This is a genomic window from Sphingobacterium arenae, from assembly GCF_014692505.1.
Classification (GTDB): domain Bacteria; phylum Bacteroidota; class Bacteroidia; order Sphingobacteriales; family Sphingobacteriaceae; genus Sphingobacterium; species Sphingobacterium arenae.
Genome location: NZ_JACNYK010000002.1, coordinates 667005 through 690100 on the forward strand (window position 1 = coordinate 667005; position 23096 = coordinate 690100).

Consider the following 23096-nt stretch of genomic DNA (forward strand, 5'->3'; position numbering starts at 1 on the left):
AGACACGGATGGACAACACTTCCCCAAAATTTCAGCAGCCTGCTATTGGTTTACCTGTTGGCGGAGGAGCCATCAAAGGCTTGGGCGAATCCTATCAAACGTCAGGTTTTAACGGTGCTGGAAGCATGAACATTCCCATAGCGTTGCCTGAAGCGCGAGGTGTATCGCCACAGCTGGCATTAAGTTACCAGAGCAGTGGTGGCAACGGCAGCTTCGGAATGGGATTTAATATCGGTTTGTCAGCCATTACGCGAAAGACTAGCAAAGGTATTCCAAAATACGATGAGACTGATGTATTTCTACTGGATGAAGGCGAACTGGTACCTGTCATTGATGCCGAAGGTAAGGTACAGCGAATAGTGCAAGACGACTGGATCATCACCCAATACCGATCGCGTATCGAGGGTAGTTTTGCCCAGATAGAACATCATTGTCAAAACCATGGTGCAGAATCTTATTGGAAGGTCATTTCAGGAGATAACATAATGACAATCTACGGTCGCAATTCTGCTGCACGGATAGCCAACCCTACAGATTCCAGCCAAGTGTTCTGTTGGAAGCTTGAAGAAATGACCGATCCGAATGGCAACCGCATGCGCTATCACTATAAACCCGAAAACGGGGAAGGCATTCCGCTTGAATTGCTGCGAGAAGGTGCCTGCAACAGCTATCTGGATCGGGTAGAATACGGCAACTATATCATGGATGGTGAAGAATATTTCGCATTTCGTGTTCAAATGCAGTATTCCCCATTCGATCCCAAAAACCCTGCTGTCGTTCCAGACCTCTGGGAGGCTCGTCCGGACCCTTTTTCCTCATTCATCAGCGGATTTGAAGTCCGCAATTACCGGCTCTGCAAAGCCATCCTCATTTACCACCAATTTCAGGGACAATTCAATAACGAACCTCTATTATCCGCTGCCCTGCACCTTACCTATACATGTGATCACGGTACAGATTTGTCCTTTCTCACGCAGGCTAGGCAATGGGGTTATCGCATCAACAGCCAGGGCATTTACGAGTGCCTGTCCCTCCCATCACTAGACTTACATTACCGCAAATTCAAGCCAAGCGGACACCGCTACCAGTATCTTCAGTTGGAAGGAAACACCTCCCTTCCCGGTTATCTTTGGAGCGGCACGTTCACCGCTACAGACCTCTACAGTGAAGGTTTACCCGGCTTCCTGCTCAGCAGCGAACAAACCACACTCTATTGGGAACCCATGGGAGAAGGGATCTATCGTGGTCCCATCATTCCAGAAGCTTTCCCCCTAAACAAAGACCTGCAACAACAGAACGTAATACTCTCGGATATAGAAGGTAATGGCTATAAATCATTGGTTAGTTACCAACAAGGCATAGCGGGTTATCATACCGCCAGTTATCAAGGAAAGTGGGCACCGTTCGTGGCTTTCGAAGAGAACGCATTGGAGCTTACTGAACCCGAGGCGGTTCATGTTGACCTTACGGGCGACGGACTGGCGGATCTCGTGGTTTTTGACGGCACTTCGGTGCGCTGGTATCCATCCCTTGGCACTAAAGGCTATGGCAAAGCACATGAATGCACCCTGCCTACCGGCTTTCCGGCAACTCATCAAAGCTCAAAAGAAGTGTTCTTTACCTTCGCGGAATTTAATGGCGATGGTCTGGCAGATTATGTTCGCATCGCCAATGGCGAGGTTAAATACTGGCCCGGAAGCGGCTACGGCACCTTCGGCGAGGTCGTTCACATGCAAGGTGCCCCGGTGTTCAACAACGGGCTCGATGTCTCACGTTTACACTTGGTCGATATCGATGGTTCGGGAACGAATGACATCGTTTATATGGAATACGATCGGGCTATGATCTGGTTCAATCGTTCGGGTAATGGTTTTAGCCCTCCGATAGAAGTCCATCTTCCCTTTACCTATGATACCATCAGTGAAGTGAATTTCGCGGATGTGCTCGGTAACGGAACCCAATGCATGATACTGACCCGTATTGAGCCCGAAGTGGAGCATCTGTACTACGATTTTTCAGACGGCCATAAGTGCTATCTGATGAACTGTATAGAAAACAATGTGGGTGCACGGCACGAGATCAGCTATAGCAGCACTGTCCAGCAATACCTGGCCGATAAGCGCGCCGGACGGGTCGATGCTTCCCGCCTTTTCTTCCCAGTACAGGTAGTAAGCCACCACGCTACAATCGATCAGATATCACATGCCTTACACGTCTCGAAGTACGCTTACCACGACGGGTATTTTGATCCGGAAGAGCGAGTATTTCGCGGTTTCGGATTTGTGGAATCATGGGATACGGATCATTATCAATCTTTTGAGACCACGGCCCTTAAGCTGGACTTTAAGCCCGACACACTCAACAGGGATTTGCATGTACCACCTGCTTATGTTAAAAGCTGGTACCATACCGGTGCCTTTGCCAAGGCAGATACCATCGAAGCCCAGTATCGAAAAGACTATTATCAAGGTGATCCAGAAGCTAAATCGATCCCATCCAATAGTTTCTCGACCGCCTTTGAACAAGCAGATTCGGAAACACACCGACAGGGATTTGTAGCCCTGGAAGGTCAATTACTCCGACAAGAAGTTTATGGACTTGACGGATCCGATAAGGAGAGCGACCCCTTTACCGTTTCGGAGACACATACACATGTACGACTCGTACAGCAAAGGCATCAAAACCGCTATGCCGTGATCTTTCCTTATACCAGCGAGTCGATCACATATAACTATGAGCGCATTCACGAGGACCCGCAGATCGCGCATTCTTTCGAGTTGGAGATTGATGATTACGGAAATACCGTGCGCAGTGTTGCGATTAGTTATCCCAGGCGTCCGCAAGCAGATAAATGTGTATTCCCCGAACAGGAAATGACCCACATGGTCCTGAACCAGACGGCCTATGCCCGCCTTATCCGAAACGAACCGGACGAAGCACGGCAGCTTCTGGCTTGCCGATGGACAGGCGTAGCCTACGAGAACACCTCGTATGAGATTAAAACCACTAAATTACCTCCTGGGCAGCTCAGCTTTGAAGAAGTTGCAGATTGGGTTACAAAGGCCCTGCAAAATCCAATACCCTTCCACGAGGTCTTTGATCCAAACGATACTCCAGAAGCACGTTTGCTAAGCCAAAGCCGTACTTATTTTTGGAACGAGCGTCAAACCGACACCGGTACCCTTGGCGAATTAAGCTACCGCAATCTCTCGCATCACAGTGAAACGGCTATCGGCACCGCAGCATTATACGCTTCTGTGTTTGAAAACAAGGTAGATAATCAACTAATGACCGATGTATGCGGATACGTGCTGCAAGACGATATGTGGTGGTCGCATAGTCCAATTACAGTGTACTTCGATCAGCCAGAACAATTTTACCTACCCAGCGAAACGGTCAATGCAGCTGCAAAAGACCTTCCTCCCGATCCATTGACGGGGGCTAGCGAAAACGCACTCTATAGCAAAAGCAGCATAAAATACGATAGATATTATCTTTACAACACTTCCGTTTCGTCTTACTTGTCTGATACGATCGATTTGACCACAACGGCCGAAATCGACTACCAGGCATTGAAAACCTGGCGAGTAACCGATCCCAATCAAAATATAAGCGAGGTGCTTTTCGATCCCTTCGGACAGGTGATTGTTTCCACTACCTACGGACGGTTGCAGGGAAAAGCTGTAGGCAATAGCCCGCTCGCAGATTACCACATCCTTGCAGGCGAATTTGAAGAAATACTTGAAAATCCCGAAGCTTACCTACAGAAAACCAGTCACTTTTATTACTACGATCTCCACGCCTGGGCCGAGCGACAGCAACCCTTACGTTCGATTGCCCTGATCGGAGAAAAATTCTCCTCACAGCTGGCTGAACAAGAAGAAAATATCATTCAGATTGCCGTCGCTTACAACGATGGTTTCGGAAGAGCCATCGAAGTCAAGCAAAAAGCCGATGTGGGATTACAGATAGCGCAACGTTGGACAGTAACCGGACGAACCGTGTACAATAACAAAGGTCTACCTTCTCAGCAATATTTACCCTACTTCTCTGCTACACCAGATTACGAAGACCAACAGACCATCGAAATGGAATCGCTGGTACCGCCTCCATCCGTTCTTCATTACGATGCTTTAGATCGGCCGGTGCGCACTGACGATCCTAAAGGCTTTCACTCCAAGGTAAAGTTTACGCCCTGGAAGACAGAGACCTTTGACGCCAATGACACGGCAGCCGTTTCCACCTATTTCCAACAGCACTATGAAGACCTGTCTGGGCCCGAAAAGGATGCACTTGACAAAGCGCTGGTGTGTAGCCATACCCCTTCCATACAGATCATGGATAATTTAGGGCGTGTTACGCGAAATATTGAGAATAACCTTGGTATCGTGCGACTAGCACAGCTAAAAAAACTGACTACACAACACCAAACTACTGCAAGGGCACTGTTCGACCAGCTGATGGCACTCGGTATCCTCGAGCCCATGGGTGAGAGCGCTAGTGAAGGAATTTTAAGTGAGGCCACACTCCATTGGAATAAAGACCTAATAAACCGCATTAACCAGCAGTTTGGCCCCCTCGCTCCCAGCCTGCTTACCTTATTGTACAATGGGCGCATGACTACCCTGAATGTCTATGATATCCAGGGGCAAACCCTCTTCAGTATCGATCCGCGGTTATATTACCATAACCTGAACGACGGCGCAGCACGAAACAATCTCACCTATACCTACAATATGACAGGTGAAACGCTATATACCCAGAGCTGCGACGCCGGCGAGGCCTGGGCACTCAGCAATATTTTTGGTATGCCGGTTTGCAACTGGGATAGTCGCAGTTTCGTTATCAGTACCTATTACGACCGTCTCCAAAGGCCTTTACTCCGGCAGGTAACAGGAGGTGATGGCAAAATCTCTCTAAATAATATTACGCAGAGAACGATATATGGAGAAAGTGCTCCAAACGCCATTGAAAACAACCTCAGGGGGCAACTCCTGCAATCCTATGATGAAGCCGGCCTAGCTACAACAAGTGGTTACGCACTAAGCGGTCAGCCGTTAGAAGTTATCCAACAACTACGTGCTGACTATAGCAACGAAGCCAACTGGACTACAGAAGCCTGCGAAGCTGTCGCAAAAGAAGAGACATTCATTACCATTACAGAAAGCGATGCGTTAGGCCGGCCTATTTGGCAACAGACCCCAGATGGAAGTCTCTGCGAACCCACTTACAATCAAAGGGGATATTTCAAGGCTACACAGGTCGTACTGGAACAAAGCCCGCCTCAAGTCATCGTGAATAACGTGGAATATGATGCACAGGGCAATCCGGTTGAGATTAATTACGGCAATGGCATCACGACGCGCTATGATTACGAAGCCAGTACGCAGCGAATGATCAGGTTGCGGAGCTATCGGCGTTCAGAAAGCCCCAGCGAGGATGATCTTGTACAAGACCTCCGTTATTGGCATGATCCGGTAGGCAATATTACTTCCAAGACCGATCAGTCGTGGTCGACCGTCTTCAGTGCCAACCAACAAGTTGATCCGCAGAACGATTATGCCTATGATCCGTTATATCGCCTTATTCGGAGTACAGGACGACAGTTGAGCTACACCGGCGCAGTCCCACCCGATGAAAAATGGATCACCGACAAAGGTATCGGGCTCCAAACCGCCAATCCGGACGATCTGAACCAGCTGGAAAACTATACCGAACGCTATGCTTATGACTTTGCAGGCAACCTTACTAGCCTACAGCACAGCGCGGCACATAAGTGGACCTACCGCTTTAGTATCGCTTCAGACAGCAACCGGTTGGCAGATACAGATTATGACGCCAATGGAAACTCTCGCTCCCTTGATCATTTGCAGCACATGTGTTGGGACTACCGCAATAACCTGGCTTCTGCGGATATTATCGCACGAAAAGAGCGACCTTCAGACATCGAATACTACCTATATTCAGCCGGCGGCACGCGTTTACGCAAAGTAAGCGAGCGACTCGCTGCAAACGGATCGATAGAAATAACCGACACCATTTATCTGGGCAATTACGAAAGGAAAACAATAAGTGTCAAAACACAGGATACGTCTACCCTCCTGTTGCAGCGTGATACCATTAGCGTAGACGGCCCCGGCAACGCCAGTTGCCTCATTCATCATTGGCCGATTGACGTCCGCAAGCGCGAAACCAATCGGGAAGGCAAACGACAATTGCGTTATCAGTTGGGCGATATGCAAGGCTCCGTGAGCCTTGAGCTCAATCAAGAGGCACAGCTCATTACCTATGAAGAATATTTCCCTTATGGCAACACCGCTTTTACCGTGGGTAAAAACCAAATCGAGGTAACACTAAAGACGTACCGTTATTCCGGTCAGGAACGCGACGCCACAGGCCTATATTACTACGGCGCCCGGTACTACCCTCCTTGGCTCTGTCGCTGGCTCAACCCAGACCCGGGCGGTACAATTGATGGTTTGAATCTTTATGCTTTTGTGGGCGGGAATCCGGTGACCTACGAAGATAATGGAGGGACGGTCTCAACCCGTTCCAAAATCTCCGCTGGTAAGGAGCCACTGAGTGAAGGGATTCCAAATACGCGAAGGGCCGTTTCAGGAAAAACGAGTGGGCCGAAGTCTATACATGGAGAAATAGTGTCTGGGCTTATGCCCCAGGAAGAGATGCACAAAAAGAGTGAAGCACTTGGAAAACAAATCGCCAATGAGATAAATGAAAGTACAATAGATCATCTCCCGGAACTGGAAGAAATGAACAGGCAATTCACTGCAAAAAAATTAAAGTATAGTATGTCTGTTCAGGATGAGGACACGATTACGGCAGCTATTGGGCATGGCTTGGCGGGTAAACAGGAAGAATTCAATGCAGCATGGCATAAAGCCGAAAAAGGAATGGATGAAAATTTATCAACCATAACGATGTTCTATATATTGAAGGGTGCCGGCTCTGTAGCACTCAATGTCGACAAGAAACAAGAACTTACAGAAGCCGCGCGAGTAGTATCTCAATTCCGCACGCTTACGCATGAAACGGGATATAGTACCGCGGATGGAATGGCGCAACATCCTACGTCAGTAGGAAAAGAATATTGGGGACCGTCAGCAACACACCATGGGACCTGGGACAAGGTAAGGAGACATGATGTTATATTGCACGGAGAACGAACCAACAGGAAAGGTGTTTTCAGATTAATTGAAATGGGGGCGAAAGGTGCCACTCATACCTTGGCTTATGGAATGGCCCCTGCAACCGCTTCCAATGTCAATGTACTATCAGGAATCTCAGACGATGCAAAAGAGAAGCAGGTTCTAAGGAGGGAAGTTATAAAAAAAATTACTCGGATTTCCAGAAGATTTTACGGTAAACGATCCCCCCAACCCTTCAATGCAGCTTGGAAGCCGAGCCGAGACCGGGGAGGAAGTCCACCTAGAAAAAAAATAATAAAAAAAACACCCACAACTGTATGACGACAATTTAAAATCATGATAGCATCAATTTTCACCACCTTCCTTAACAACAACCCTAACTTCAACTGGGAAACCAATAACCTGGCCCGTCCAACAATAGCAGATGCACAGAACTGGCAAGATCTGGAAAAAGAAACGCTTTTGCCAGAATTACAGACCTTTCAGCGCTTGCTTCGCATCTACCCCCAAGCAGACGTTGCACAAGCATTGATGGAAGCAGGTTTCCACTCGGCGCACCAGATCGCATTTTCCTCTCAGGAAGCTTTTACGGAGCAACTTATGCCGGTACTTGACCAACTGGATTCAGCACAGAACACAACAGCATTGGCCCAAACGCTCTGGGAGAATAGCCGCAGAATTAGTGCGCAGGTGAATCAATTGGCAATGGTTGCCCTTCCAAAAACCGACGGACTGGCGGTATTGAAACACGAAACAGGAGTTAATACTTTTGAGGCAGACCTGCCTTCCTGGAACGAACTGTTTGGTCCGCAGTATTTCTGTGAATGTGAAGAATGCCGTTCGGTATGGGGAGCCGCTGCTTATTTCACAGATCTTATGCGGCTCATCGATCAATATATCACGCAGCCAAGTGCTGATTCTATTCCTAAAGGATTAAGCTTACCCGAAAGGCGTCCAGACCTATGGAACATGACCTTAAGCTGTGACAATACCTACAACGAAAAAAGCTATTTGACATTGGCTAATAAGGTCATGGAACAAAAGATAACGAGTGATCTAGATATGCCGGTAGGTTTAGCATTAGCCATCGCTACCTACCCTTTTACCCTTCCCGCCAACTTGCCCGAAGAAGAGATCCTAGCCTATTTAAAGTTCTTTAAACTCAACTTGCCTGAAGTCTATCGGCGTTTTTGGGCAGACGAATTACAGGTGGCCCGAGCTTCCCTGGGACTGTCGGTAAACCAGCTGAACTTGCTTACGAAGGACTCTTCCCCGTATCTCCAGTCCGTCTACGGCCTGTACCCGAATGAATCGGCGGAGCAACTGGCACAGACAAAATTCTTCCTGCAAAAGACTGGGTTGGACGGACAACAGCTGGATAAACTCATTTATCAAGGTATAGACAGGCAGTCCGTATCATTTGGTGCACTAAAATTCGATCCAACTATCAATAGCCAAACGGTTTCTATCGCCCAAAGTGATGCGCTGGATGACGCCCTCACCGGAAATCAAACGATTCTTTTCTGGGTAAAGGCCGATGCTTATGGCGGTTTGTTAATGGACAAGGGTTACTATAACCAGTTTGATATTTACCTTGATAAACCACTAAAGGGATTGTCATATCGATACGGACCTGGAAATGAAAACAAAGACTATCAGAATTTCTGTATAAGTGATGGATTCGTCTTGGGAGAATGGATACACGTAGCATTTGTGCGTGATATGGATAATAAGGAACTGAAAGGCTATTTCAATGGCCGCCTTTCTGGAGATCCCGTTCCCTTAACGTATTCCATTGTAGGAAAAGGCACAAACAGTCTTTCAATCGGAAAGAAGTACACTGAAAATCTATCGGCCGCAATGGGCCAGGTCAGCATCTGGTCACGTGTATTGGGTCAAGAGGAAATTCATAAAGCCATGCAAAGTGGATTACCATCAGACAACAGCCAATTAATTGGGTATTGGCCACTATCTGAAGGTGAAGGAACAATCGCGCATGATGAAAGTGGTAATGGGTATGATGGCACTTTGACAAACTTTCCCGATTTAGCAAGTAGCTGGGTTACTAATATAAATATTCCTTTGAAAGAACAATACCAAGGAAAGGTACCAAGTCGCTTTTTTGTCAATCAACTCCTTCCGGAGGATACCTATCTTCACATCGTTGACAGGGATATTGAACAAAAACAAGTGTCACTCATTCAGTCACGGACTGGGAATGGAACGTATAGTATACCCGGTAACGATACTTTCGACCGCTTGCAACGCTTTATCCGCTTGGCACAAAGCATGAAGTGGAACTTTGCCGATCTGGATTGGGCCCTGTGCAGCTTGAAGGCAACCGATATCACCGAAGGTGTCATCAAATCCTTGGCATTGGTGAATCAGCTAATAACGCAATTCGCCATGCCGATAGATGAGGTAGTTGCGTTGTTTTCTGATATAAAAACCATCGGACGTGGACAGGAACCGCTTTCCAAAACCCTTTTTGATCGCACGTTCAACCAACCACAGGTCTTTTATAATCCTGACGGTGGCCTCGCGGCTCCTTATCATCCGCACTATAGTAGAAATCCATTGTTTGTAAGTGATATACTGGTTTGGAATGCCTTGCCGAACATGGATACAACGGGTACCGATCAAGATGCAACGATACGCGCGCGCCTGCTGGCTGCATTACAACTAAAGGATGCGGACCTGAGCCTACTGGTGGAATTTCTGGACACCCATGCCTTGTGGTCAAAAGACGGAGTAGACGCAGGGATCAATCAGTCGGCTAACTCCGTTTACCTTACGGTACAGAATATCAGTTTATTATACCGCTATGGCCGTTTAGCAAGAGCCCTTAAAATGCCTTTGCCTCACCTGATCGCCTTACTACCCGTCTTATCGGGGCTTTCAGATACTTTCCTCTCAACTGTAAACGACGTCATTGCGATCACTGAACAGGTGAAGATGGTGCGTGCTTCAGGATTGAGTATGGCCCAGCTTGAATATATTCTAAATCCGGATTTGAAGCTGCCCGCTACACTTAAAGAAGAATTGGACAAGCTTTTGGTCCAAGCGCAGGAACAATTGCTTAGTATCGCATCTACTGTATTGCTGCAACCGACCGACCTGTGCAGCGATCTCATCAGCAGCACAGATGCCCAAGAAATCTTTGCTTACCTGCGGGATCAATATTTCGTAACGGCTGAGGGAGCCATCCTGAATATCCGTCCCCTGGACCAAGTGAAAGAACTAGACACCCTGCAAACGAATACATCAGGCAAGTACCTGTCCGATGGGTTGCAAAATCGATTGCAAGACCAGGAAAGCAGCTTACAGAAGAACGTGACGCAAAGAAGGGGCCGGATAATGGAAATACTGGCAGAGAAAACAGCGGCTCAGCAGAAATTGGTAGAACAAACACTGGCGCAGGCCTTCCATGCCGATAACCATTCAACAGCTACCGCCCTTGTCTTGACTGAAAGACAATTGCCTTCAGTCTTGGTTTTCGATCATAAGCAAGCACAGGTGGTTCGCGTACCGTGGAGTTCATCTCTCAATCCCGACTCTACTACACTCTCGTTCTGGGTTTGCCTTCACCAATTATATGATGTAGACAATCACTTCATAACGCAGACATTTTTCACTAATAAACAGGATGATATGGGTTTCTCTGTCGGAATCATTAATGATTCAGGGCAGGTTAAGCTCCATGTATCTTTTAATGGAAAGGATGATAAAAGAAACTGGATTCCTGAGCCAAATACCTGGTATCATTTGGTGGTATCTATTGGAAACCTTTCCAACAATACAGCTGAATTGAGCATCTTTATCAACGGTCGGCCACTTGCAAAGCAAGGATTTGATGTGGTCTTCCATGCATCAAGCGAAACTTCTTCTACTGCTACTTACCTTGCATCAGAACAAGGAGTTAAAAACTTCATGAATGGATCACTTGCTGATGTCTGCATCTACAGCGGAATAATTCAAAATGAAGCGCAGGCTTTGGCAATGATGAATACAGAAGGTCCTTTACCTGAGATGAAAGCGCAATTGGGAGCATCGTGGCCTATGCATGGGTGGGAAAATATTCCTACCCTATATGACTGGAGTGGGTATGCCAACCACGGGGATATTTCTGGAGTAACGATGCCGGTAAGCGACACCTATAATCCACGTCTGCTGTTGACCAATAATACGAATTCTAAGACAAACGCAGCCAGACGAACACTCCTACACACCATTCATCAAAACCTATTTTGGATGGTGGGATTGAGCCTGTCTCCGTCCGAAACCCAAAAGATTTCGCAGAATCCGAAACCTTTTGGGATAAATAGCATGCGCTATGGATTCCGTTTTCGCTTCAGCGACTTAATGGCGCTATCGCTTTACCAACGTCAAAATCAGCTTTTACGGGGCACCGACAAAGCCTACCTCAATTACCTGAACCTATCGGCAAATGTCAACGACATGCGTGTTGACAACAAGGCAGCAGTCGATAAACGCAGCGCCTTGGCTACCCTCGCCGCATGGGATCCCATTCAGCTGGATCAACTGATCAGCGAGAGTCCCGGCAGTAATCAGTCACAAGATAACCTGGAAACAAAATATGACTTTAATACGGTTTGGGGCGTGCAGTCGTTAATTGATGCGTTCGCGGTCAGCAATACCGTAGGAACTAGCATTAACGTTCCGCTCGCACTCGGAATGCTTAGCAGTCAGGCTGTTTCAGCTGATGACTCCTCTTGGGAGCAATATATAAGCTTATCGGAGTCAATTAAGAACGCCCCTGCACTTCATGAAAAAGGAGAATCAGCGGAACAAGCTCTGGCTCCAATCCGTCAAAAGTTTGAAGAGCGCAAGCGCGATCTGCTGAGCAGCTGGCTGCTTTGGGAACTGGGCGAAGATTTCGGAGATCTCCACACATTGGACGATCTCTATGAGTTCTTACTGATTGATGTACAAACCGCTGGTTCGGTAGAGATATCACCGCTTAAACTGGGTCTAAACTCACTACAACTGTATGTGCAACGGTGCATGAGCAATCTTGAAAACAGAACGGTTTGCAATATCCCAAAAGCCTGGTGGAGCTGGATGAGCAATTACCGCGAATGGCAGGTCAACCGTGAAGTATACCTCTATCCAGAAAACTATGTAGATCCCGCCTTGCGCAAACTACAGTCGCCTCTCTTTAGCGATTTGGTAACACAGGTCAAACAAAGCCCCGTCACCGAAGAAAGTGCTACCCAGGCATACCTCAACTACCTGAATGGCTTGAAAGACATCGCCAACCTGGATATTATAGATAGTTGTGCATGGCCGATAGAACCCTTTCCCGGAAGCACGGATAAACCTTCCTACCGCCGGCTTGCTCTCTTTGGCCGCACTAAATCAGACCCCACCACCTATTACTGGCGTCAGGCTATAGTTCCCTACGGTGGGGAGACAGACCCAAACGAAAGTCACATTGCATGGGCACCATGGCAAGCTTTGGGGGTAGCAATCAATGCAAATTATATTACGCCGGTGCGAGCCTTTGGTAAAATGTTCGTGTTTTGGGTAGAACAGCAGCAATCAGCTTCCAATTACAATGGTGTCAGTTATCCCTATATCACCGCCACCATCTATTATGCCTTCCAGAAAACCGGCTCAGAATGGAGCAGCCCGCAAACGCTGGTGCGCGACTTGGTAATCAAAGCCATGAATCAGAATGGGGAGGCTATTTCGTACAATAATGCACCAACACTGTTTGGATTTGATGAAACAAGCGAGTACGAAAAGACAAAAGCATGGCAAAAACCACAGGTTTGGTCACTCCCTGCCAGTGGATCGCAACCGTCACAGTTGCTCATAACAATCGGAGATTATGTTGTAAATGGGGTATCCAATGCAAGTTCCGGTTACAGCCCGCTAACGCGAGAGCAAAAATTAAATAAGCAGACTCTTTCTGATGCATATGAACGGGCAAAGGAGATAGCGCCGAACTGCACAACAGTTTTTCCCGGTTTTTTACTTAGCTCCAGTTTAGCATCACGTGAGGTGTACCTCAACATCAGTCCCTTCAAGAACACGGTGGCCCGACCGCTGACGTATGACAACAAACATACAGGTAACCCCCAACTTTATTTCAAGGAGACGAAACTGGCCTTACCAAACCTAGACATCCCCTTACCTTATATGTTCCAGCAAGCCGATAATCCAAGCTTATACAACGCCCTCATCAATCAAGCTGCTACTCTACATGGAACTTTTTCATATGTCGACATCAAAGGTCCCGGCGGGAGCGACGTAAGAGCGGCTGCTTACGATGGAAAAGGCAATTGCCTATTACTCAAGCCTTCGGAGCAAAGCGCCTCGACCCTATTTTCTGAATTTACCTTTTCCTGCTGTTTTAAATCAGAAGGAAGCACTAGCAACCCATATCAAACGATTTTTGACTCGCGGAACAGTGAATATACCAAGGGCGTTACGCTGTATCTTAATTCGAGTAAGAAAAACATCGAACTCTTTAACTATCATGATGGTACTGTCACCTTGAACAGTTTGTCTTACGAAATCGTATACCAGGTTTGGTATTTTATCGAAATACACTGTAGCCAGAAGTACCAGAAAGTTTCACTCTATGATGAACATTTAAATCTTTTAGGAACCTTAATCGAAACCAAAACCTATACACCAACCGATTCTGGGATCATTCAGATTGGAGCTGGTAATTCGGAAACTGGTACTCCAGGCAATTATTTTTTCGGATATATCTTGGAGCCCACATTTTGGCAAGGATTTCCGATATACCCAACACTACGTTTTTTACCAGGAACTCCCGCTACCCTGGCATTAAGCAATTTACCCGCCCCTCCTTGCTCCCGAAGTGTACAAGGTCAGCCGGGCTGGTTCCTTTGGGATAATGACCACACTAGCTTTTTGGCCATTCCACAAAAGTTTCAACCTGCTTTGCAAGAGATCATACAGGTAAATTACGCTGGAGACAAAAACATGGTAGAGATCACTGGCATAGCAGAAGATAGCGCGGAAGAACGCGCAGATCCTCCAGTATTTAATTTCATGAACCTCTCGACGAGTGTAGTAGAAACCATGCTCGAAAAAGTATTCTCCGGCGGATTAAAAGAACTCCTACAACCCGCCTCGCAATATCTAAGGGAAATTGACTTTGATCAGTACCAGCCTACTTCGGCAGTAGTCGCTCCGGCAACTGATCTCATGGATTTCAATGGCGCCTATGGCCCCTACCTCTGGGAACTATTTTACCACATCCCCATGTATATGGCCAAACAGCTGCAAGCCGATCTAAGGTTCAAAGAAGCCATTCAATGGTATGAAGTCGTTTTCGATCCCACTGGGTCGGGAAGAAAATTCAATGGCATATCTGCCTTTTGGCCACTGACTATGGAATCTGTGTCGGTGCATGAAAATGGGAGCTATGGCACCGCTGATCTGCAAGGCAATCATGACCTAGCATGGTCTGGCGGTTTAACGATGCCAGAAGGAGTTCTGCCGCGCACCAGCAATCACTTCGGTCCGGGAAGAATGTATATGGATTTTACTCAAGGGGGCTTTGAGGGGAATCCCGTAACTGGCAAGGGGGAAGCATTTACAGTGGAGTTCTGGATCGCGCTCAAAAGCGAAATGAGTTCAGACTCACAGAAGATCATTAGTCAGAAAACCCCCGATGGAACAAGCGGATGGCACATTTCAGTGAAAGGAGGTGAAGTTTGCAGCATTGACACTTTGGTCCAAAGTACGTCAGCGACTTATACCTCCACTGATGTCATTCCCGTTAGTACTTTAACTTGGTTTCATGTGGCTGTAACCTGTGACCCAGCTTATTTTCATATGGTTATCTATATTAATGGAGCTAAAGGCACGGAGTTAACATCAGACAGTCCTATCACCTTTAGCGATGGAGCGTCCTTTAATATCGGGGCATCCACTGGATCGGTTAATCCTTTTAGCCAATATCTTGCCAATATTGTCGTTTGGAATCATGTGCGCAGCCAAGAGCAGATCCGGCAAGATATGGCTATGCTCCGTTATTCAGATGGACGCACACCGCTTTCAGAGCAGATGTATTACCTGTTGTTCCGTCCCTTCGGCATACCAGATATACAGACACAATACGATACCTTGGTGAACGAGCCGCAGCAGGTATTGCTGTATGAGTACGATCCATATGATCCAAATGCTATTGCGAGCCAGCGTCCCTCCGCCCATAAAAAAGCAGTGGTGATGCAGTACATAGACAACCTGATCCAGTATGGAGACAATCTTTTTGGGCAGAATACGTGGGAATCCATCAACTCGGCTACCCTATGCTACATCACGGCTTCCAACCTATTGGGACGTAAGCCCCGCGCTAAAGCAGTCGAAAACACAGAAGTGGACTACACCTACGGTCAACTGGCCGAAGGCAGTGCACAAGGACAGGTTCCACAATTCTTGATTGATATGGAGCCCGAAATCCCGCCAATACGCAATGCCGCATCAAAACCAGAAGCCCTCGAATTGGCACTGGCACAACGGCATAGCATCATGAATGCTTACTTCTGTATACCGTCAAACACAGCACTGTTGAACTACCGGGAAACCATAGATGATCGTTTGTACAAAATCAGGCTTGGACTAAATCTTGGTGGTCAGCCGAATGAGCTCGCCCTATTCGAGCCACCGATTGATCCAGAAAGTGCTACACAAGCCGCTGCACGGGGCTCAGACGTGTCGGCGAGTAGCTCGGCCAGTCAGGCTATTCCTCACTACCGTTTTAGCTATCTGATCCAATTGGCCAAAAACTTTGCCGCTGAGGTTAACCAATTGGGTAACGCCTTGTTGAGTGCCCTCGAAAAAGAAGATGCAGAATACCTGGCTATGCTCCGGGAAACCCAAGGGAAGACCCTCCTTACGATGACGAAACAAATGAAGGTAGACCAAGTGAATCAGCTCTACGCCCAACAAAGCAGCCTGCAAGAGAATCTACAAGCTGCTAAGACCCAGCAACAAACCTACCAGCAATGGATTGATGCCGGTTGGAACGACTGGGAGATTGCTCAATTTGCCACAGAGGGATCCGGTATAGGGCTTAGTGAAGTAGCTGCCATTATGACCTTTGCCAGCTCCCCGATGTACCTGTTCCCAGTCATCTTCGGATTCGCGGCGGGCGGAATGAACTTTGGCGGGTCTTTTGAAGCTGCAGGCAGGGGGATTGGAGAAGAAGGTGCTATTCTCGCCCGGATTGCTTCCCTCCTAGCCATGAAAGGGAACTTTGAGCGGGTCAACAATGAATGGAAGCTTCAAATGCAATTGGCTGAAAATAACATAAAAAGTACCGAATCACAATTACAGGCCATACAGTTCGAAATTAACGTGGCCTTACAGAATGATAAGCTCAACCAAACACAAATCCAGCAGGCAGATGAGGTCATTAACTTTCTGCAGACTAAATTTACGAACCATGAGCTATATCAGTGGATAAGCGGACAGCTGTCTACGATTTACTTCCAGGCCTACAGTGTTGCATTGAACATAGCCAGAATGGCTGAAACGGCTTATCAGTATGAAATCAATACCGAGAGCCACTTCATCAGCGATAGTGGCTGGAACAGCTTGTACAAAGGCTTACTGGCGGGAGACGCCTTGACCCAAAACCTACAACAATTGGAACAGGCTTATGTGCAGGGCAACAGGCGTCCATTGGAGATCGAAAAAACCATTTCACTTTTGCAGCTGGCACCCGAAGAACTTCTGCGCTTGAAAGACACGGGCACTTGCCGGTTCAGCTTAACAGAAAAACTCTTTGACCTTGATTTTCCCGGTCATTATTGCCGCAAGATCGCTGCTATTTCCGTCACCATTCCTGCGGTGGTTGGCCCTTATCAAAACCTGCATGCTACGCTCACACAAATCAGCAACCAGGTATTGGTCAGCGCGAGCGAGGACGGCGTAAAATACCTGTTGGGTGTAGATGAACAGGCACCTGATACATTGTGGACCAACCGCAATAACAACCAAGCCATCGCCATCAGCACGGGCACTAGCGACAGCGGATTATTCCAATTGAACTTCAATGATGAACGCTACCTGCCTTTTGAGGGTACGGGAGCTGTTTCAGATTGGCAGCTCGACTTGCCCAAGGCTAGTAACCAGTTTAATTTCGAAGCCATTTCGGATGTTATTATCACCTTAAAATACAATGCCTTCGATGGTGGCGCTGCATTCCGAGAGAAAGTAATCAACATTAGCGATGGCAATACTCGTCCTTTGCAAGACTACAGTGCCACAAAATTCGTCAGTCTGCGGCAGTATGATAATAGTGCTTGGGTGAAATTCCTGAACCAGCAGAACAGTACGGTGAACCTGGTGCGCCAGCTGTTTCCTCCCAATGTGTCTGGACTTGGCATTGACCTAACTCAGGCTGTACTCTACCCAGTGCTGGGCGGTGAAGAAACCTACTCCGACTTTCAGGATCAGGTCAGTCAACTTAAGCTTGTCGCTCCTGAAAGTTATAACGCCAGTGATCCTTTTTCCGATCCGAAGCTTGCGCTCACGCTTTCCGCAGAGATTTCCGACGATTCAGGTTTCTTAAAAGATGGAAAGATCAATCCGGCACTGTGGAAGGATCTTATCCTTGTGTTTCCCTATACGGCAACGTTGGATTGGCAAGGACCGGAAAGTACGAAGACAAAATTGCCTTCAAAAATTAAATCTAATTTTTAAGATGCTTAATTACATGGCTCACAAATTGCAATGTTATATGTATACCACTGTAAAGCGTATTGAAATGTGGTTGGCTCCTCCATAAATCTCTACAACTTAAACAATTTGACAAATTTGTATGTTGTGTAAGTGTATGAAAATATTATGGCTCTTAACACAGCAAACGAGGAATAAGATTGTAAAAAAATGAGATTTGTTCAGCTTACACATGAGGTTTTGCGCGAACTGAAAGCACAGGGATATACCGCGCTTCATTCGCCATCCCTGTTGGTAAACGACAATCCGACGTGGGTACCGGTCAAAGTTGACCTTGGAGAGCTGTTTGATTTGGATAACGAAATGCTGGAAAGGATAAGTAGACCAGCACATAAGCAGCACTTTCTAGTGATCGGTGATGCCTTACAGAACATCAGGGAAGAGGATTTGATCGGCTCTGTTTGGGTATAATAAACCTCACGTCCGGTAGACGCGGGGTTCAGTATGTCGCCTGATACCTACTTCAGACGACATCACTATTTAATCAATACGCATCACGATACCCGATATAGATCCACCCAAATGATTTTATCGATTCATTTGCAAAACTTCCTTCGCTGTTGGCTTCGAAAGACGTAAAAAAGTTTAAATTTTTTGCTTAGCTATTTCTCAAGATAAACATATTCTTGAGATAAGGAATAATTAAAGAATAATAGAACGGAATCCCTCAATCGGATTCGAATATTTATTTCCTCACCCTACTCCGAAAATACCGCTCCGTCTCCTTATCCATAAAGTACACATAACAAGCTTTCATTCCACGTCCTAATAATACGCGGTACGTATTCTTGACCAGCTGCACAAAAACCTCACTGCCCTTCACCTGCCCATCGTGCGAGTTTTCAGGGAACCCCTCCCATTCGCCGGTATCCGGGTTATATTTAAGGTCGTTACCAAATATGACACCGGCATAGTCGAATTCAAATCCTTGTGCCGTATACACACAGCCTACCTGATCGATACCTGCCTCGTCATAAGCCCAATATTGTGATTTAGGAATACCACGGCGCATACCTTTGGTGCTCTCGTCTGCATTCCACGGGCGGATATAATCACCCACAACAACATCTTTGTGCAATTCCCCATCGGCATCGGCCTGCTTTGTCCACGGCCAACAGAACCCTGCCATCACCCGGCCGGTATAACCTTCTTCAACCTTCTCCCGAATCGCCTGCTCCAAAGCATGCGGGCTGTCCATAATACGGAACTCGAAGGCATCCTCCTGCCGCCACTCTGTCGTGGCTGTCTGCCGGATATGAAGCGTATGATCTATCCACTGGCTGTATTTTTCTGAGCCGCCGTTACGGAACTGCGATTCCAGATCGTATTCATACACGGTGCAGCCCATCTTTTCGGCTTGCGCACGGATAAAACTGGATGAGCCGATTTCTCCTCTCCGCACGGCTTGATAATCGTCGATAAAGAAAACGCATATGCGGCCGGCATGGAGTAAGTCTTCCACTTGTAGCCTGCCGGTTGATTTGGCATAGCGTACCTGTGTTTTCTCACGAATACGATGCGCCTCATCCATCAACAGGACGTCAATGGCATTTGGTGTCGCACCACCGTAAGACAAGAAGTATTTGAGGAGGCTAGCGGAATCCTTGCCCAATATCTTGCGCAGCGTCTCGGTAAATGATCTGGAGCCTGTGGCATAGTGGGTGTTGATATCCAACGCGGTGAGATCGGCCAATAGCTGCAACCCTACGACGGATTTTCCGGTGCCTGCGCCTCCTTTGACGATGATGGCGTATTTATCCTGCCCTTTGGTTTTTCGGGCCAGCGACATGACCGTATCGTATACGATAAGCTGTTCGTCCAGCAGGATATAGTCTCCTTTAGCCTTTGCCCTGCCAAATAGTTGCAGCTCGCCGTTAAGTTTTTGCTTGATCACGTCGGACACCTGCTTGAGCAATTTCTTCGACGGACGCAGTTTGCTGTGTTCGACTTCGTCGAGGATGGTCATCCCCTCGCCTGCCCCGACACGGTTGTGTATAAATGCGGAAAGCTCTTCGCGATCTTCTGCTCCATACACCGGAAACCGGTCAATAGCTTCTTGGAAACGGTTATCGAGCAATGTCTGATCGGTGGAGATGCTGTAATTGTGCAGGTAGCTACAGGCAGACAGTTGAATAGGTTTCGTTTCTTGATAAAAGGCGCTATTGTTCTCTTTGAGGTAGTAGAGATAGTTGCCGACCTGTATACTGGGGTGCAATACTTGCCGGTTGCCGCCACCGACCCAAGTTAGTACGTAATCGCTATCGTAATCGGTAAAGTTGCATTTTTCCCATTGCTTGAGTTCGATGATAACGGCCTGTTTTTGGTGCTGCTCGTCATGCCCGTAGATGACCACATCGATCCGCTTGGCGCTGAGTGGAAGTTTATACTCGACCATGATGCCCTGGTCGCTCAGGTTCTGGCGTTCGAGGATATCGGACAGGCGGAACAGCGAGTTGCGCCAGGACATGATTTCGTTTTGGGAGGGATGGTACCCAAACTGCTGCAGGAATTGCTCGCGGAGTATATCGGCAAGCTTGTTCTGGATATTTAATTGTATAAACTCGGTTGCTGACCCGGCGTATAGCTTCATAGTTCGTTGTATTTTTTGGCTGTTCCTTTGGCTTTATCGACGGGATATTTCTCGTCGTTGCGCTTGATCTTGTCTTCGATGATCTGCTGGATGTCGAGCCCATGTTTATCGGCCAGTAAAAGGGCGTACATCAGCACGTCCGCCAGTTCTTCTTTCAGCTTTTCGGGATGGGCGTCTTCGTTGCCTTTCCAAAGAAATAGTTCCAGCAGCTCGGAGGCTTCTATGCTGAGGGCTACGGCGAGGTCTTTGGAATTGTGGAACTGCTGCCAGTCGCGGGCGTCGCGAAAGTTCCTGATCTGCTGCAAGAGTTGTTCGATATCTGTCATGGTGTGCTTCAAAAACGGCTTGATGGCTAAATTTACGAATTTTGTGGGAGTATTGGGGATGAAAATTTACAGAAACATTTTCACTAATATTTCCTACTTTTAAAGAGGTAAAGGAAATTATGAATTATATCCAAAATCAACTAAAGAAAATTTCGCTATATGAAACCAGATAATTTGACTGAATTTACTGATGATCAGCTATTCCAAAAAATGAAAAATATCAAGAATAACAAAATAATAAACGCCGTCATCGTTGGAGCCACCGTGGGGATTTTCTTTTTTGGAGTAATGAAAAATGGACTGGGGCTGTTTACGTTTTTTCCTTTAGTTATCGGATATCTGGTCATTAAAAATTCAGCAGGGGATAAAATTATTGAACAGGAAATCCGTAAAGAAATGCAGTCTAGGGATTTGGTGTAAAATTTCATTAAGGTAACAACACCGTATAACAAGGATGAACAATCTATGCTACCAGAGTTTATATAATGCGTTTAGAAAGAAACCAGGAATGGATCGATAGAATGAAAAATAGCAAACGACTGAAGTTGACAACCATGCAGGCTTTTACGCATTATCAAATTGTGTTCTTTTTTTTATTTATCGTTCTCTTGACAGCATGGAACTTATTTGAAATTTATGTAACCGATACCTATTCCGGCGTTCGAACAGGTGAAGAGCTGCTTATCGTCGCGTTGCCGTTTTTATTGTTAGCCGGATTATTTGCTTTTGTTCAGCATAGACGGCTTAGATTCAAAGAGATTGATGCTGCTCTCACCGAAGAACAATTTCAAGAGGTTGTTCAGCGGACTGCGAAGGACTTATCGTGGCGTATTGACAAGAATAATAATACATTTTTTAGAGCACATAGATCTTGGAATTGGACAGGGAGCTGGGGCGAAATGGTGACGATTATAAAATACAAAAACCATCTTTTGATAAACAGCATCTGTGACCCAGACTACGTAAGTTCTATTATTTCTTATGGTCAGAACAAAAAGAATATTGATGTATTCAAAAAGAACTTGACAGACGTTTTAAACAATACGCCGATAGAAGTCAAAATTGAAAAAGTAAACAACGAATGGAGTATAAAAAGAATGATAATACGACTTTTTGCATACCCATTTTGCGCTTTTCTGATTGTGTTTGGCGCCTATATGTTAGTAGAGTCATCAACGTTTAATGCGATGATTTCTGGGCTGGTGGCAATGGTGGTCGCTGGGGTTTATTTATATTTGGATATGAAAATTTTGGCTACAAAAACGAAGGACAAATAAACCCAAACCATTCGTACAGATTAACAAGGGTGATAAACAATATCGTCTCCGTACTTGGAAATCAGATAAGTGGAATGGATGACGAATTTGAAATTACCTTATTAGGCGTCTCGTATTCGGTATTTATCACTTTAAACACACACATTGTATGACAAAACACATTTTGACAATTTTAATAACCTTAAGTTTGACTTTTTCATTTGGACAAACTTATAATGAAACATATGGGCAGCCTATTGTTGTTCTTATTGAAACCGACCCTTGGTTGATGGTTATCGGCTCTGACGTTCCAACTTTCGCATTATATGAAAACGGTCAAATTATCTATCGCAAAATTGTTGATAAAAAATATAAATATTTTGAAGTGAAAAACAACGCAGAAAAAACACAAGAAATAGTAAAATCATTTGGTATAACAGATAGCCTAATGAAACAACCTGATTACACAGAAGCTTCAAGTTGGACAGACCAGCCGACAAATATTCTGCTACTCAACTTTGATACTTTGCGACAAATAGCTGTATATGGTAACTTACAACATACTAAAAATGAAGCAAGGGAAAATACACCGAAAGATTTTTTAACCGCATATGACAACATTTTAAAGTTTGACGACGAAATAGCAAAAGAATGGTTTCCCGACACAATAGAAATTATGGCAACAGATTATAGTCATTCGCCAGAAAAACCATTAAAGTGGAGCTCCAAATGGAGCGACATCAACAGCTCAACTACCGTGAAACGTGGTGATAATTTATACAGTATCTATTTAGATCGGAAATATTTTGCAGATTTTCTAAAACTTTTAAGAAGTTTAAAAGAAAAACAAGCTGTTGAAATCAATGGAAAGAAATATTCATTAACATATAGACTGCCTTTTCCGAATTTAAGATAACATAACACAGAACGCCTTACTGGCAATAGCTCGTCGAAAGTCATTGCACAAAGTTGGCTGAACAGCTTTTGGCTAGTAGTTACTGTAAAAGCA

8 protein-coding genes are annotated in these 23096 nt (G+C 46.1%); 6 read left to right on the forward strand and 2 right to left on the reverse strand.

The genetic code is table 11. The annotated features are described in order from the left end of the window. Positions 1–8 precede the first annotated feature (8 nt). The 3 genes from H8B17_RS09035 to H8B17_RS09045 all read left to right on the forward strand — a co-directional run bounded on the left by H8B17_RS09035 (position 9) and on the right by H8B17_RS09045 (position 18326). Positions 9–7487: a SpvB/TcaC N-terminal domain-containing protein gene (locus tag H8B17_RS09035; RefSeq protein ID WP_190308864.1), complete on the forward strand. Its 7479-nt coding sequence runs from the start codon at positions 9–11 to the stop codon at positions 7485–7487. 15 nt (positions 7488–7502) lie between these two features. After that, positions 7503–17879 carry a Tc toxin subunit A-related protein gene (locus H8B17_RS09040; protein WP_190308865.1) on the forward strand — a complete coding sequence of 3459 codons (10377 nt, stop codon included), beginning with the start codon at positions 7503–7505 and terminating at the stop codon, positions 17877–17879. A 186-nt stretch (positions 17880–18065) separates the two neighbouring features. Then, the gene (locus tag H8B17_RS09045) at positions 18066–18326 is read left to right on the forward strand and encodes a hypothetical protein (protein WP_190308866.1); all 261 of its coding nucleotides are present in this window, start codon (positions 18066–18068) and stop codon (positions 18324–18326) included. A gap of 274 nt (positions 18327–18600) precedes the next feature. On the opposite strand, the gene H8B17_RS09050 is transcribed toward H8B17_RS09045, so the two are convergent. Together H8B17_RS09050 and H8B17_RS09055 are read right to left on the reverse strand one after the other, a co-directional pair. Continuing rightward, positions 18601–20310 carry a DUF2075 domain-containing protein gene (locus H8B17_RS09050; protein WP_190308867.1) on the reverse strand — a complete coding sequence of 570 codons (1710 nt, stop codon included), beginning with the start codon at positions 20308–20310 and terminating at the stop codon, positions 18601–18603. A 191-nt stretch (positions 20311–20501) separates the two neighbouring features. Next, positions 20502–20831, reverse strand: a complete 330-nt coding sequence (locus tag H8B17_RS09055) for a nucleotide pyrophosphohydrolase (RefSeq protein WP_190308868.1) — start codon at positions 20829–20831, stop codon at positions 20502–20504. A 159-nt stretch (positions 20832–20990) separates the two neighbouring features. Here H8B17_RS09055 and H8B17_RS09060 point away from each other — a divergent pair, with 159 nt between their 5' ends. The 3 genes from H8B17_RS09060 to H8B17_RS09070 all read left to right on the forward strand — a co-directional run bounded on the left by H8B17_RS09060 (position 20991) and on the right by H8B17_RS09070 (position 23003). Continuing rightward, positions 20991–21251: a hypothetical protein gene (locus H8B17_RS09060; protein WP_190308869.1), complete on the forward strand. Its 261-nt coding sequence runs from the start codon at positions 20991–20993 to the stop codon at positions 21249–21251. 65 nt (positions 21252–21316) lie between these two features. Next, complete coding sequence (locus H8B17_RS09065; RefSeq protein WP_223816452.1) at positions 21317–22108, forward strand: hypothetical protein; 792 nt, start codon at positions 21317–21319, stop codon at positions 22106–22108. Positions 22109–22256: 148 nt separating this feature from the next. Beyond that, on the forward strand, positions 22257–23003 hold the full coding sequence (locus tag H8B17_RS09070) for a hypothetical protein (RefSeq protein WP_190308870.1): 747 nt from the start codon (positions 22257–22259) through the stop codon (positions 23001–23003). The last annotated feature ends 93 nt before the right edge of the window (positions 23004–23096 follow it).

Excerpts from the sequence above, each read along its gene's own strand:
- H8B17_RS09050 (WP_190308867.1), bottom strand. The coding sequence starts at position 20,310 with ATGGTCGAGTATAAACTTCCACTCAGCGCCAAGCGGATCGATGTGGTC.
- H8B17_RS09070 (WP_190308870.1), top strand. The coding sequence starts at position 22,257 with ATGACAAAACACATTTTGACAATTTTAATAACCTTAAGTTTGACTTTT.
- H8B17_RS09055 (WP_190308868.1), bottom strand. The coding sequence starts at position 20,831 with ATGACAGATATCGAACAACTCTTGCAGCAGATCAGGAACTTTCGCGAC.
- H8B17_RS09060 (WP_190308869.1), top strand. The coding sequence starts at position 20,991 with ATGAAACCAGATAATTTGACTGAATTTACTGATGATCAGCTATTCCAA.
- H8B17_RS09035 (WP_190308864.1), top strand. The coding sequence starts at position 9 with ATGGACAACACTTCCCCAAAATTTCAGCAGCCTGCTATTGGTTTACCT.
- H8B17_RS09065 (WP_223816452.1), top strand. The coding sequence starts at position 21,317 with ATGCGTTTAGAAAGAAACCAGGAATGGATCGATAGAATGAAAAATAGC.
- H8B17_RS09040 (WP_190308865.1), top strand. The coding sequence starts at position 7,503 with ATGATAGCATCAATTTTCACCACCTTCCTTAACAACAACCCTAACTTC.
- H8B17_RS09045 (WP_190308866.1), top strand. The coding sequence starts at position 18,066 with ATGAGATTTGTTCAGCTTACACATGAGGTTTTGCGCGAACTGAAAGCA.